14 protein-coding genes and 2 pseudogenes are annotated in these 13,019 nt (G+C 72.5%); 7 read left to right on the top strand and 9 right to left on the bottom strand.

Annotated elements, in window-relative coordinates:
* Window positions 1–263: 263 nt before the first annotated feature.
* Both IF88_RS0120370 and IF88_RS0120375 read left to right on the top strand, forming a co-directional pair.
* Window positions 264–1,964, top strand: coding sequence for a chitinase (locus tag IF88_RS0120370; RefSeq protein WP_051837211.1), 1,701 nt, complete (start codon window positions 264–266; stop codon window positions 1,962–1,964).
* Window positions 1,965–2,087: 123 nt separating this feature from the next.
* Window positions 2,088–3,419 carry a M14 family metallopeptidase gene (locus IF88_RS0120375; protein ID WP_030714106.1) on the top strand — a complete coding sequence of 444 codons (1,332 nt, stop codon included), beginning with the start codon at window positions 2,088–2,090 and terminating at the stop codon, window positions 3,417–3,419.
* 74 nt (window positions 3,420–3,493) lie between these two features.
* Here the strand turns inward: IF88_RS0120375 and IF88_RS0120380 are convergent, their stop codons facing one another.
* Window positions 3,494–3,904 carry a RidA family protein gene (locus IF88_RS0120380; RefSeq protein ID WP_030714109.1) on the bottom strand — a complete coding sequence of 137 codons (411 nt, stop codon included), beginning with the start codon at window positions 3,902–3,904 and terminating at the stop codon, window positions 3,494–3,496.
* On the bottom strand, window positions 3,901–4,653 hold the full coding sequence (locus tag IF88_RS0120385) for an IclR family transcriptional regulator (protein ID WP_030714112.1): 753 nt from the start codon (window positions 4,651–4,653) through the stop codon (window positions 3,901–3,903). The genes IF88_RS0120380 and IF88_RS0120385 overlap by 4 nt, the downstream gene beginning before the upstream one ends.
* Before the next feature lie 247 nt (window positions 4,654–4,900).
* Here IF88_RS0120385 and IF88_RS0120390 point away from each other — a divergent pair, with 247 nt between their 5' ends.
* The 3 genes from IF88_RS0120390 to IF88_RS0120400 are packed head-to-tail and all read left to right on the top strand — an operon-like array spanning window position 4,901 to window position 8,818.
* On the top strand, window positions 4,901–6,187 hold the full coding sequence (locus IF88_RS0120390; RefSeq protein WP_030714114.1) for an alanine racemase: 1,287 nt from the start codon (window positions 4,901–4,903) through the stop codon (window positions 6,185–6,187).
* Between the two features lie 10 nt (window positions 6,188–6,197).
* Window positions 6,198–7,778: an N-acyl-D-amino-acid deacylase family protein gene (locus IF88_RS0120395; protein ID WP_030714116.1), complete on the top strand. Its 1,581-nt coding sequence runs from the start codon at window positions 6,198–6,200 to the stop codon at window positions 7,776–7,778.
* 23 nt (window positions 7,779–7,801) lie between these two features.
* Window positions 7,802–8,818, top strand: a complete 1,017-nt coding sequence (locus IF88_RS0120400; protein ID WP_030714118.1) for a YdcF family protein — start codon at window positions 7,802–7,804, stop codon at window positions 8,816–8,818.
* Window positions 8,819–8,884: 66 nt separating this feature from the next.
* Here the strand turns inward: IF88_RS0120400 and IF88_RS0120405 are convergent.
* A pseudogene (locus tag IF88_RS0120405) lies at window positions 8,885–9,259 on the bottom strand (carbohydrate-binding protein); the annotation flags it as partial.
* Between the two features lie 110 nt (window positions 9,260–9,369).
* On the opposite strand from IF88_RS0120405, the gene IF88_RS0120410 reads away from it, so the two are divergent.
* Entirely contained in the window at window positions 9,370–9,555 is a 186-nt protein-coding gene (locus tag IF88_RS0120410) for a hypothetical protein (RefSeq protein ID WP_030714122.1), read from the top strand.
* Window positions 9,556–9,762: 207 nt separating this feature from the next.
* On the opposite strand, the pseudogene IF88_RS43755 reads toward IF88_RS0120410, so the two are convergent.
* Window positions 9,763–10,029 (bottom strand): annotated as a pseudogene (locus IF88_RS43755) (LysR family transcriptional regulator); the annotation flags it as partial.
* Between the two features lie 106 nt (window positions 10,030–10,135).
* On the opposite strand from IF88_RS43755, the gene IF88_RS0120415 reads away from it, so the two are divergent.
* Window positions 10,136–10,582, top strand: a complete 447-nt coding sequence (locus IF88_RS0120415) for a nitroreductase/quinone reductase family protein (protein ID WP_051837214.1) — start codon at window positions 10,136–10,138, stop codon at window positions 10,580–10,582.
* 209 nt (window positions 10,583–10,791) lie between these two features.
* On the opposite strand, the gene IF88_RS0120420 is transcribed toward IF88_RS0120415, so the two are convergent.
* From IF88_RS0120420 to IF88_RS46600, 5 genes are all read right to left on the bottom strand, one after another.
* The gene (locus IF88_RS0120420) at window positions 10,792–11,343 is read right to left on the bottom strand and encodes a GNAT family N-acetyltransferase (RefSeq protein WP_030714127.1); all 552 of its coding nucleotides are present in this window, start codon (window positions 11,341–11,343) and stop codon (window positions 10,792–10,794) included.
* Between the two features lie 54 nt (window positions 11,344–11,397).
* A complete protein-coding gene (locus IF88_RS0120425; RefSeq protein WP_030714130.1) occupies window positions 11,398–11,946 on the bottom strand; it encodes a MepB family protein in 549 nt (182 codons plus the stop codon).
* The gene (locus tag IF88_RS0120430) at window positions 11,939–12,415 is read right to left on the bottom strand and encodes a macro domain-containing protein (RefSeq protein ID WP_030714133.1); all 477 of its coding nucleotides are present in this window, start codon (window positions 12,413–12,415) and stop codon (window positions 11,939–11,941) included. The genes IF88_RS0120425 and IF88_RS0120430 overlap by 8 nt, the downstream gene beginning before the upstream one ends.
* 91 nt (window positions 12,416–12,506) lie before the next feature.
* A complete protein-coding gene (locus IF88_RS0120435; protein ID WP_030714136.1) occupies window positions 12,507–12,740 on the bottom strand; it encodes a hypothetical protein in 234 nt (77 codons plus the stop codon).
* Between the two features lie 12 nt (window positions 12,741–12,752).
* The gene (locus IF88_RS46600) at window positions 12,753–12,905 is read right to left on the bottom strand and encodes a hypothetical protein (RefSeq protein WP_158754467.1); all 153 of its coding nucleotides are present in this window, start codon (window positions 12,903–12,905) and stop codon (window positions 12,753–12,755) included.
* Window positions 12,906–13,019: the final 114 nt, after the last annotated feature.

Genomic DNA, 13,019 nt, shown 5'->3' on the forward strand with positions numbered 1-13,019 from the left:
GCTTCCCCCTTGCCTCAGCACCATATCCGCGTCACCCCAGGCGGGGCAGGGCCTTGCCGATTCCCGTGCGGCCGCCCTCTGTCACAGGTGGCGGGAAACCCGGACAACAGGGATCGGCCCTTCAGTCATTTCAAGCCACATCGCAAAGACTCTTGACACGAGGATTGGTCTGGACCAACTTGGCAGCGCACGCCTTGAGTTCGGACCCACCCCACCCGGTCCCCCTCTCCCTTCACCACCTTCCTCCCCCCACCGGAGCCCACGTGAACCGCATACGCTCCCTCGTCCTCCCGCTCGCCGCCACCCTCGCCGCGGGCGGCCTGACGGCCCTCGCCGCCGGTACCGCACAGGCCGCGGACGTCAACGTCGCCCGCAACGGCGGCTTCGAGTCGGGCCTCGCCAACTGGTCCTGCACCGGCGGAACCGGCGCCTCCGTCTCCTCGCCCGTGTACGCCGGAGCCGGCGCCCTCAAGGGCACCCCGGCCGGACAGGACAACGCCCGCTGTAGTCAGACCGTCACAGTCAAGCCGAACTCGACCTACACGCTCAGCACGCAGGTCCAGGGCAGCTACGTCTACCTCGGCGCGACCGGGACCGGCACCCAGGACGTGTCCACCTGGACCCCCGGATCGGGCGCCGGCTGGCAGAAGCTCTCCACCACCTTCACCACCGGGCCGAGCACCACCCAGGTCACGGTCTACACGCACGGCTGGTACGGCCAGCCGGCCTACGTCGTCGACGAGTTCAGCGTCTTCGGACCGGACGGCGGCGGCGGCACGGACCCCGGTCCGAGCGTCCCGGGAGCCCCCGCGGGGACCGCGGTTTCCGGCCAGAGCGCGAGCGCTCTCACCCTTTCGTGGAACGCGGTCGGCGGGGCCGCCGGCTACTACGTGTATCAGGACGGCGTCCGCGTCCAGACCGTCACCTCCGGCGCCTCGACCCAGATCACCGGGCTCGCCGCCTCGACCTCGTACTCCTTCCAGGTGAGCGCGTACAACGCCGCGGGCGAGGGCGCCAAGTCCGCTCCGGTCACCGGCACCACGACCGGCACCGGCCCCGGGCCGGGTCCCGGGCCGGCCGTCCCCAAGCACGCCCTGACCGGCTACTGGCAGAATTTCAACAACGGCGCGACCGTCCAGAAGATCTCCGACGTCTCCGCGCAGTACGACATCATCGCCGTCTCCTTCGCCGACGCGACCACCACGCCCGGCGCCATCGCCTTCAACCTCGACTCGGCCGGCCTCGGCGGTTACACGGTCGCCCAGTTCAAGGCCGACGTCGCCGCGAAGAAGGCGGCCGGCAAGTCGGTCATCCTCTCCATCGGCGGCGAGAAGGGGACCATCTCGGTCAACGACTCGGCCTCCGCGAACAACCTCGCGAACTCCGCGTACGCCCTGATGCAGGAGTACGGCTTCACCGGCATCGACATCGACCTGGAGAACGGCCTCAACCCGACCTACATGACGCAGGCGCTGCGCTCGCTGTCCGCGAAGGCCGGCCCGTCGCTGGTCATCACCATGGCCCCGCAGACCATCGACATGCAGTCCACGCAGGGCGGCTACTTCAAGACGGCGCTGGGCATCAAGGACATCCTCACCGTCGTCAACATGCAGTACTACAACAGCGGCTCGATGAACGGCTGCGACGGCAAGGTCTACTCCCAGGGCTCGGTGGACTTCCTCACCGCGCTCGCCTGCATCCAGCTGGAGGGCGGCCTCGACCCCTCCCAGGTGGGCATCGGCGTCCCCGCCTCGCCGAGCGGCGCGGGCAGCGGCTACGTCTCCCCGACCATCGTCAACAACGCCCTGGACTGCCTGGCCAGGGGGACGAACTGCGGGTCCTTCAAGCCGTCGAAGACCTACCCGGGGCTGCGCGGTGCGATGACCTGGTCGACCAACTGGGACGCCAAGGCGGGTAGTGCTTGGTCGAACTCGGTGGGTCCCAAGGTCCACGGGCTCCCGTAGGCGGTACGTCTGGGGGTGGCCGGATCGGTACGGCCCGCACGGCGGGTCCTTGACCGGGACATGCCATGAGAGCACGCTGTGCGCGTCCGCACGGCTACCCCCCACTCCCACCCAGGAGAACGCATGCGGCTCCACACCCGCCGGAGGGCCGCCGTCACGGCGGCCCTACTGGCGCTCGCGCTGGGCGCACCCGCCTACGGCATGAGCGCGACGGCATCGCCACCGCCCACCCCGTCCACCGCCACCCAGGACGAGGCCATCGTCCAGTACCGGATCCACGGCCCCTCCACCCCGGCCGACCGCACCGCCCTGCTCCGTACGGGCGTCTCGATCGACGAGGTGGACGACCACACGGTCGTGGTCAGCGCGGACACCATGCAGGCGAAGAACCTGCGCGCGCTCGGTTACCGGCTGACCGCGCTGCCCGGCCCGCCGGACCGCTCCGTGCCCGGCATCGCGGCCAGCCCGATGGACTTCCCCTCGGCGGACTCGAAGTACCACAACTACGCCGAGATGAACACGGAGATCGACCAGCGCATCGCCCAGTACCCGGGCATCATGAGCAAGCGGGTGATCGGGAAGTCGTACCAGGGCCGGGACCTCATCGCCATCAAGATCAGCGACAACGTCGCGACCGACGAGGCCGAGCCCGAGGTGCTCTTCACCCACCACCAGCACGCCCGTGAGCACCTGACCGTCGAGATGGCGCTCTACCTGCTCAAGGAGTTCGGCTCCAAGTACGGCACCGACTCCCGGGTCACCAACGCCGTCAACAGCCGCGAGATCTGGATCGTCCCGGACCTCAACCCGGACGGCGGCGAGTACGACATCGCCACCGGCTCCTACCGCTCCTGGCGCAAGAACCGCCAGCCCAACAGCGGATCCTCGTACGTCGGCACGGACGAGAACCGGAACTGGAACTACAAGTGGGGCTGCTGTGGCGGCTCCAGCAGCAGCAAGAGCTCCGAGACCTACCGTGGCGCGGCCGCCGAGTCGGCGCCCGAGGTGAAGGTCGTCTCGGACTTCGTCCGCAGCCGGGTGATCGGCGGCAAGCAGCAGATCACGGCCGCGATCGACTTCCACACGTACAGCGAACTGGTCCTGTGGCCCTTCGGCTGGACCTACAACGACACCGCTCCGGGCCTGACCGCCGACGACCTCGCCGTCTACAAGAAGATCGGCACGAGCATGGCGGCGAGCAACGGCTACACGCCGGAGCAGTCGAGCGACCTGTACATCACCGACGGCACGATCGACGACTGGCTGTGGGGCAACCAGAAGATCTTCGCCTACACCTTCGAGATGTACCCGGAGAGCGGCGGGGGCGGCTTCTACCCGCCGGACGAGGTGATCGACCGCGAGACCGCGCGGAACAAGGACGCCGTGCTCCAGCTGCTGGAGAACGCGGACTGCATGTACCGCTCGATCGGCAAGGAAGCGCAGTACTGCTCGTAGCGCGCGTGTGAACGGGGCGCCCCGCCGCCAGGGGGGCGCCCCGCCCGCGTGCCGGCCGCGTGTCCGGCCGCGGCTCAGCCGAGGACGGCGAGGGCGTCGATCTCGACGAGCAGCCCCGCCGGAAGGCCCACGTAGACGGTGGTGCGGGCGGCGGGAACCTCCTTCAGGCCCTGCTCCTCGAAGTAGGCGTTGTAGATGCCGTTCATCTCGGCGAAGTGCCCGGTGTCGGTGAGGTAGACGCGGATCATCATCACGTCGTCCCAGCTCGCGCCGCCCGCCTCCAGGACGGAGCGGACGTTCTCCAGCGTCTGGAGGGTCTGCTCGCGCAGCGTCGGCCCGGCGGGGGTGGGCGGCTGCCCGTCGACGTGCGGGAGGAAGCCGACCTGGCCGGCGACCTGGAGGATGTTCCCCTTGCGCACGCCGTGCGAGAACCTCGCGGGCGGGACGGTGTGGGTGTCGAGGGTGATGGCGGTCTTCGCGGTCACGTTCTCTCCTGTGCTCCTGAGTAGTCCTGGCTGATGGCGACGGCGGTACGGAGTACCTGCGGCAGCAGTTCGAGGAGCCCCTCGGCGGAGACGACCACGCCGGGCGCGGAGACGGACAGCGCGGCGACGACCCGCCCGTCCGGCCCGTGCACGGGCGCGCCGAGGCAGTTGAGGGACTCCTCGTGCCCGCCGAGGTCGGTGGCCCAGCCCTGCTCGCGCACTTGGTCCAGCTCGCGGAGGAAGGCGGCGGCGTCCGGGGTGGAGCGGGGGGTGTAGCGGGGGTACTCGATCCGCTCGGCGAGGGCCCGGCGCTCGGCCTCGGGCAGGTCGGCGAGGAGCAGCTTGGCGACGGCGGCGACCGTGAGGGGGACGGGCCTGCCGATGCGGGAGTACATGCGGACGGGGTAGCGGCTGTCGACCTTGTCGACGTACACGACCTCGTCGTCCTGGTGGAGGGCGAGGTGAACGGTGTGGCCGGTGGCCCGGTTGAGCTCGACGAGGTGGGGGTGCGCGATCTCCCGGACGTCGAGGTTCTCGACGGCCTCGGCGGCGAGCGCGAAGAGCTTCGACCCCAGTCGGTAGCGGCCGTCGGGCTGGCGGTAGACGAAGCCGTGCTCGTCCAGCGTGCGCAGGAGGCGCAGGGCGGTGCTCTTGTGTACGCCGAGTTCGTCCGCGACCGCCCCCAGGGGGGCGGGGCCCTTCGCGAGCAGCGGCAGGACCGCGAGTGCCCGTGCCACGGACTGGCTCATTTGCTCGTCCCCTTCCGTACGCGTCCAGACCAACCCGGCTCCGCCGGGCTCCGGGCTGCGCCGCACCCGAAAGCGCGCGCCGGCGCAGATCCAGCCCGGCCGGCGTTCGAGGCGCGGGGTCCGGGGCGGAGCCCCAGCGGCGGCGCCGCGCCGCGCGTTGACCCGCCGTCACCCGGGATGTTAGACAGCATGCAGCGGCATACGCAACGACCGTTGCACACCACGCAACCCCCCGGGAGGCACCCGCATGGCCAGCGCCAGCGACCCCGTCCAGGACCTCGCCGACGAGCTCGTCGACCACCGGTTCAAGGGGCTCCCGCCGGACGCCCAGACGCAGGGCCTCACCGTCGGGCAGCTCGCCGCCCAGCGACGGGACCTCCACACCGGCGGCTTCACCACGCCCGTCCTGACCCTCGACGCCGACGCGCTGGAGCACAACCTCGCCGTGCTCGGCGCCTACGCCGCCCGGCACGACCTCGCCTTCGCCCCGCACGGCAAGACCTGCATGGCCCCGCAGCTCTTCCGCCGGCAGCTGGACCACGGCGCGTGGGGCATCACCGCGGCCGTTCCCCACCAGGCGCGCGTCTACCGCGCCTTCGGCATCCAGCGGATCTTCCTCGCCAACGAGCTCGTCGATCCGGCCGCCCTGCGCTGGGTCGCGGGCGAGCTCGCCGCCGACCCCGACTTCCGCTTCGTCTGCTACGTCGACTCCGTGCGCGGGGTCCACCTCATGGACCGGGCCCTGCGCGACGCCCCGGCCGTCGTCGACGTCGTCGTCGAGCTCGGCGCCGGCGAGGGCGCCCGCACCGGGGCCCGTACCGAAGAGGACTGCCGCGCCGTCGCCGACGCGGTCGCCGCCACCGCCACCCTGCGGCTGGTCGGCATGGGCGGCTACGAGGCCGAGGTGCCCGAGGCCGACCCGGACCGCGTCCACGCGTACCTGCGCCGGCTCACCGCCCTGGCCGTCGAGTTCGACAAGGCGGGCCGGTTCGCCGCCGACCTGGAGGAGATCGTCGTCAGCGCCGGCGGCTCCGCCTGGTTCGACGCCGTCGCCGACGTCTTCGCCGCGCTCCCGGAGCTGTCCCGCCCCACCCTGAAGCTGCTCCGTTCCGGCGCGTACGTCTCCCACGACCACGGCTGGTACACCCGCCTCACCCCCTTCAACCGCCACCCCGAAGAGGGCGGCCTGCGCCCCGCGTTCCGGCTGTGGACCCAGGTCGTCTCCCGTCCCTCCCCCACCCAGGCCTTCGTCAACGCGGGCAAGCGCGACATCGCCTACGACCTGGGTCTGCCCGAGGCCGAGCTGGTCCGCGACGCTCTCACCGGCGTCGAACGCCCCGCCACCGGCATCCGCGTGGTCAAACTGTCCGACCAGCACGCCTGGCTGGAGACCGACTCGGCGGACGACGTGCAGGTCGGCGACTGGGTGGCCCTCGGCATGTCCCACCCCTGCACGATCTTCGAGAAGTGGCCGCTGATCCCGGTCGTGGAGGCCGACGGCGCCGTCACCGACTACGTCCGCACCTTCTTCTAGGAACGGATCGGTGGACCTGGTCATCCGGGGGGCCCGCGTCGTCGACGGCACGGGCGGGCCCTCGTACACGGCGGACGTCGGCGTCCACGAGGGCCGGATCGCCGAGATCGGCTCGCTCCCCGGGGGCCGCCGGACCCTCGACGCGCACGGCCTGGCCCTCGCGCCCGGCTTCGTCGACATGCACGCCCACAGCGACCTCGCCCTGCTCCGCGATCCGGACCACAGCGCGAAGGCCGCCCAGGGCGTGACCCTCGAAGTCCTCGGCCAGGACGGCCTGTCGTACGCGCCGGCCGACGAACGGACCCTGGGCGAGGTGCGGGCCGCCATCGCGGGATGGAACGGCCCCGGGGACGACATCGACTTCGACTGGCGCACGGTCGGCGGCTACCTCGACCGCCTGGACCGGGCCCACGGCGGCCACGGCATCGCCGTGAACGCCGCCTACCTCGTCCCGCAGGGCACCGTCCGCGCCCACGCCCTGGGCTGGGAGGACCGCCCCGCGACCGCGGCCGAGCTGGACCGGATGCGGCAGCTCGTCGTCGACGGCCTGGCCGAGGGCGCCGTCGGCATGTCCTCCGGCCTCACCTACACCCCCGGCATGTACGCCTCCGGCTCCGAACTGACCGAACTGTGCCGGGTGGTGGCGGAGTACGGGGGCTACTACTGCCCGCACCACCGCTCGTACGGCCACGGCGCGCTCGCCGCGTACGCGGAGATGGTCGCGCTGGCCCGGGAGGCCGGCTGCGCCCTGCACCTGGCCCACGCCACCATGAACTTCGGCGAGAACGAGGGCCGTGCGCCCGAGCTGCTCGCCCTGCTCGACGCGGCCCTGGCCGAGGGCGCCGACATCACCCTCGACAGCTACCCGTACACCCCCGGCTGCACCACCCTCGCCGCCCTCCTGCCCAGTTGGGCGAACGAGGGCGGACCGGAGGCGGTCCTGGCCCGCCTGCGCGACGACGCCCAGGCCGGGCGGATCCGCCACGCGCTGGAGGTGGAGGGCGCGGACGGCTGCCACGGGGTCCCCGTCGACTGGTCGACGGTCGAGATCTCGGGCGTCGCCGATCCCGCCCTCGCCGGGTACGTCGGCAGGCGCCTGGACGGCTGGGAGACCGCCCGCCGGCTGCTGCTGGACGACCGTCTCGCGCCGACCGTCCTCCAGCACGTCGGCCACGAGGAGAACGTCCGGGCGATCATGCGCCACCGCGTCCACACCGGTGGTTCCGACGGCATCCTCCAGGGCGCGAAACCGCACCCGCGCGCCTACGGCACCTTCCCGCACTACCTCGGCCACTACGTCCGCGAACTCGGCCTGCTCTCCCTGGAGGAGTGCGTGGCGCACCTGGCCGGCCGCCCCGCGGCGCGCCTGCGCCTGCCCGACCGCGGCCTGGTTTGCGTGGGGTACCGCGCCGACCTCGTCCTCTTCGACCCCGGCACGGTCGCGGCCGGGTCCACGTACGAGCGGCCGCGGGTGCTGCCGACGGGCATACCGCACGTCCTGATCGACGGGCGTTTCGTCCTGCGCGACGGACGCCGGACGGACGTGCTGGCCGGGCGTTCCGTGCGCCGCACCGCCCGGGATCTTCGGTAGAGCGGACGCCTACGATGGGCGGCATGGTCGCCTTCGCCCTCGCCGCACTGCTGTTCCTCGCGTTCTGCACGAGCGTCCGGCGGGACCGGCGCCGCTTCAGCAACGCCGTGCTCCTGGGGCTGACCTTCCTCAGCGCCTGCTCCGCGCTCTTCCTCCAAGTGGGCAAGCTGCCCACCTGGGCGGCCGTCACGGTCGCCGTGCTCGCCTTCGCCTCACCCGCGTTCGCCGTCGTGGCGCTGGGCGTCTTCCTCGTCCGCAACGGCGTGACCATGGTCCGCAAGGAGGGCCTGCGGCCGGCCAACCTGCTGTCGATGCTCGCGGGCCTCGCGATCTTCGCGCTGATCGCGCTGCTGGTCCTCGTCGCCGTGGTCGGCTCCCCCGTGCTGGGCGGCATCGCCGGAACGCTCACCGTGGTGGCCGGCTACGTCTCCTTCGTCTTCTTCTGCTTCCTCGGCTACGCCTTCCTCTACGGGCGGATCAAGGTGCGCGGCGACGTCGACCACGTGGTCATGCTGGGCTCGGGCCTGGTCGGCGGGGACCGCGTGCCGCCGCTGCTGGCGTCGCGCCTGCGCAAGGGACAGCAGATCTACGAGGGCCAGCTGGCCCGGGGCGGCCGGCCGCCGGTGCTGCTCGTCTCGGGCGGCAAGGGCTCGGACGAGAAGGTCGCCGAGGCGCGGGCGATGGCGGACTGGCTGATCGCGGAGGGCGTGCCGGCGGAGCACGTCGTGCTGGAGGACCGGTCCACGACGACCGAGGAGAACATGCGCTTCAGCCGGGAGCTCATGGAGGCGCACGATCCGGCCTACCGGTGCGTGGTGGTCACCAATAACTTCCACGCCTTCCGGGCGGCGATGCTGGCGCGCAAGACCGGCGTCAACGGGCAGGTGGTGGGCTCGCCGACCGCGAAGTACTACTGGCCGAGCGCCACCATCCGGGAGTTCGTCGCCGTCTTCTGGGAGCACCGGGCGGTGAACCTCGCGATCTGCGGCCTGCTGACCGTACTCGGCGCCCTCGGCACGCTGGCCGCGGTCCTCGTCTGAACCCGGGCACGCGGAGGTGCCGTGACTCCCCCTTGGCAGCCACGGCACCGGCATTCTCCGGTTCCGCTACAGACGCTGCCAGAGGGCCGGGACGTTCGGCGGCTCCCAGCCGGGCTGCGCCTGGTGTCCCTGGAGGCAGCGGCAGCTCGCGCCGCCGTGGGTGACGGTGGCGCCGGCCGCGTAGACGGTGCCCGCCTTCCAGGCGCCGCCCGGCTCGGGCTCGCCGGGGCCGGGGCCCGGGCCCGGGCCCGGGTCGCTGCCGGTGACCTTGAGGGTGAGTCCGTACGCCGACAGGATCGGGTTCAGCGGCTGGAAGAAGGTGGTCCCGCCGCTGGAGCAGTTGCCGGAGCCGCCCGAGGCCACGCCCTGGGCCTGGCTCCCGGAGAGGTGGGAGCCGCCGGAGTCGCCCGGCTCGGCGCAGACCGTGCGGGAACCGCCTGTTGGCCCCTCCCCCGGTGTCATGCCGGCGGCGGCGAGGGCGCCGAAGTGCGTTCATGGGCCGGGGGTCGGACCATGGGGCCAGGGGAAGGGGAAACCGTAGGAGGTACGCGATGGTCAGTGAACCCGACGAGCAGCCCACACGGTCGGACCGGCTCTTCACGGGCGGGGAACGGCCGTACGACCCCGAGGACCTCGTGATGGTGACCGGCCACGACCCGACTCCGGAGCGGGTCGCGAAGGCACGCGAGCTGATGGAGAAGGAGGGCCCGCAGGTCATCGAGCGCTACCTGCCGTAGGCAATCCGCGTCACTACCTGCCGTAGGCAATCCGCGCCCAAGGCTGCCCCGACACCCCCGGCCCCGCCGGGGGCGTCCGCACGCCCCTCGCACCATCCCACTCCCACCACACCATCCGGGGCGGAGCCCCGGCCTTTCACCCCCGCCGCACCATCCAGCCCCGCCGGCGTTTGAGGCGCGGGGTCCGGGGCGGAGCCCCGGCAGAAGCCGCGGCCGGGCAGTGGACCTGGCCGCCGACCACGGCAGAGCGGGCCGCAGGCCCCCGGCTCGCCCCAGTACGAGCTCCCCGAGCGGGGTGGCCCGTACGCCCTCCCGCCCGCGCACGAACAGCGTCCCGCCCAGCGCACGCTCGATCCGCTTCAGCTGCGTGCTGAGTGCGGGCTGCGCGAGGCCGAGGGCGGTGGCGGCCCGGGTCAGACTCCCGGCGTCGGCGACGGCCCTGACGATCTTGAGGTGCCTCAGCTCCAGATCCATGCGACGAGCTTGGTCCAGACCTGAAGGGGTGCGCTACGGGTCGTGCGCATCCAGAATCGTTAATGCTCGTTAGCCGCCAGGGGGCCACGACCCTAAGGACAGGTAAATGCACGCACTCGATGTCGATTGGGAACACCCCACGGACCCGCGACCCGGCCCACGGCTCGACCACGTCCGCGCGTACGTGACCACCGCGGGCGCCGACGGGCACCTGTGGCACGGGGTCCCCACCCTGCTGCTCACCACGGTGGACCGCCACACCGGCCGCACCGTCCGGACCCCGCTGATCTACGGCGAGGACGCGGGCCGTTTCGTCGTCCTGGCCGCCGGCCACGGCGCCCCGGACCACCCCCACTGGTACCTGAACCTCACGGCACACCCGGAGGTCCGCCTCCAGGTCGGCGCGGCCACCGTCAAGGCGACGGCGCGCACGGCCACGCCGGAGGAGCGGGAGATGTACTGGGACATGATGACGGCCCTCTGGCCGCCGTTCGAGGACGACCAGAGGGCCGCCCGGCCCCGCGAGATCCCGCTGGTGATCCTGGAGGGGTAGCGCGTTCCTCCAAGATCGCTCGGCGTGGCGCGGGTTGGCTGCGCCGCTCGGGCGGGTTGGCTGCGCCGCTCGGGCCGGGCACGAGGGGGCCGGTTGTGCCGGGGCCGGGCGCGCGCCGGGGCGTCTCCTCGGGCGCCGAACGTGTCGGGGGGTCGGAGGGCCGAGGCACCTTGCGTTCGACGCCCTGTCGACCCCGGCCCAACCGGCGGCTAGGTGGTCGGCGCGGCGACGGCGTGGTACGTGCGTCCGTCCGCGACGTACTCGCCCAGCGGGACCATGCCGAAGCCGTCGACGTGCACCTTCCACGACGGCACGTTGCCGGACTCGATGAACGCCACGACCGCGTCGGCCCGTTCCGAGGCCGCCGCCACGGCCATGGTGAACAGTGCCCGGGCCACGCCGCGCCCCCGGTACGCGGCGTCGACCACGACCGGCCCGTAGAGCAGCCACCGCGCCTCGCCGAGGGGGTGTCCGTCCCACTCCAGGGTGTCCTGCGCGCGGAGCAGGCCCGTGACCGCCGGCGGGGGATCTGCCAGGTCCGCCGCCACCGACAGGGCGAGCAGGCCGGCGACCCGGCCGCGGTCGTCCGCGACCAGCAGCTCCCCGGCCCGGGCCATCGCCCCCAGGGCGCCGACGTCGAAGCGGCCCTGCACGAATCCCTGCTCCGCCCGCTGCCGCTCCGTCAGGGCGTCGTGGTGGTTGGCGGCGAAGAGCTCGGCCATGGCGGGCGCGTCGGCCTCGGTGGCGTACCGGTACTGCATGCCGCCGATCGTGCCACGCCCCCACCGTCCGCCCCCGCCCCCGACACCCCCCTTCTACGGGTGAAGGAGGGTCCGGGCCCGGGTGAGGTCGACCTCGGCGCCGCTGCCCACGGACAGGAAGCAGTCGGCCTGCCACGCCTGCGTCGCCCGGGCCTGCCGGCTCTCCACCGCGGACCATGGCGGGTAGACCCGGAAGGCGCGCTTGCCGCCCGCCCCGTCCACGGACAGGACGCCGCGCCGGCGGAGCACCTCGCGCGAGAAGACGAACTGCCCGAAGCCGTCCGCGTCCCGGGTGCTGACGACGAGGAGGTCGACGGGGTCCGCCACGTCGAAGGGCCTGATCGGCCCCTCTTCGGACCGCTTCCACACCGTGACGAACTGCCCGGCCTTCGTCGGGGTGGTCCTGGCCGCGCGGAAGGTGACGCACAGGCCGTCCAGCGTGAACGCGTACGCCCCGTACTCGGCGCTCTCCGCCTCGGCGACCGGCCGGGAGCACGCGAACCCGCAGCGGTCGTAGACCAGCGCCTTCGCCACGAGCAGATCCTCGTGGACCGCACCCGCGCCCGCCCAGGACCCGCCCCCGGGCACCTCGGGCTCACGCATGGTCGTAAACCGTCACTTCCACGTCCCGCGCGCACAGCGCGTGGGTGATCAGCGGCTCGATGCGTGACCACGTGCCCCCCGCGAGCCCGCACCCGATGCGCGGCATGTGGACGCCGGCGCCCAGCTCCACGGCGTGCCCGGCCAGCGCGCCGAGGCAGCGCTCCACGGCGTCGTAGCGGATCGGCGGCCCTCCGCTCCCGGTGCGTATCCCGCGCTGCCCGACCATGTTGGCCACCCAGGTGTCGGGTTTGACCCGCACCACCTGCACGGCGCCCAGCCCGAAGTCGTTTCCGCTGCGCCCCCGGTGCCAGCCCCGGTACGCGGCCTCCGGCTCGGGCCACCGCTTCGAGACGGCCAGCACGAAGCCCTTCCCCCACCCGCCGAGGTCGTTGCAGAGGTGGGCGATGATCTTGGGCCCCTTGGCCTGGGGACTCGTCGCGTCCCCGGCGATGATCCGTAGCGGCTTCATGTCCCGAACGGTAGGCGAGGGCACTGACAACGCGGGGCGGCCGGGCGGGAGCCCCCCACCCGGCCACGCCGCCCCGCGACCCCGCCACCCCTCACAGGTACTCGCGTGCGAACTCCACCGCCCATTCGACCGCCGCCACCGGGATCGCGGCCGACTCCGGGGCGATGGTGATGCGGGCGGACTCCCAGCCCTCATCGTGCTCACGGAAGATCGCGAAGTGCCCTTCCTCCGCGGCTCCTTCCGGCCTGACCAGGAACTCGATCGCCCGGTCGTCGCCGTCCGTGCCGACCGTGGTGATCGCCATGTCACCGACTACGAACTCCACTGCACGCGCCCCTCAGTAGCCGTTGTTCAGGAACACCAGGAAGAAGAGAAGCGCCACGAAGATCGCCCCCGCCGCCATGAGGACGCCCGCGGCGGCCACGATCACCGTGCCGACCCTCTCCGTGCCCCGGCGGTAGTCCGGCGGCTTCCACTCGCCCTGGTTCATGCGCCCAGCCTCCACGGCGCCCCGCCCCGCCGCATGAGTGCGCGTACTCAGCCGACGTACTCAGCCGACACGCTCGGCCGAGGTGCTCGGCCGACGTTCTCACCCGGGACGCTC

The organism is Streptomyces sp. NRRL F-2580, from assembly GCF_000720115.1.
GTDB lineage: Bacteria > Actinomycetota > Actinomycetes > Streptomycetales > Streptomycetaceae > Streptomyces.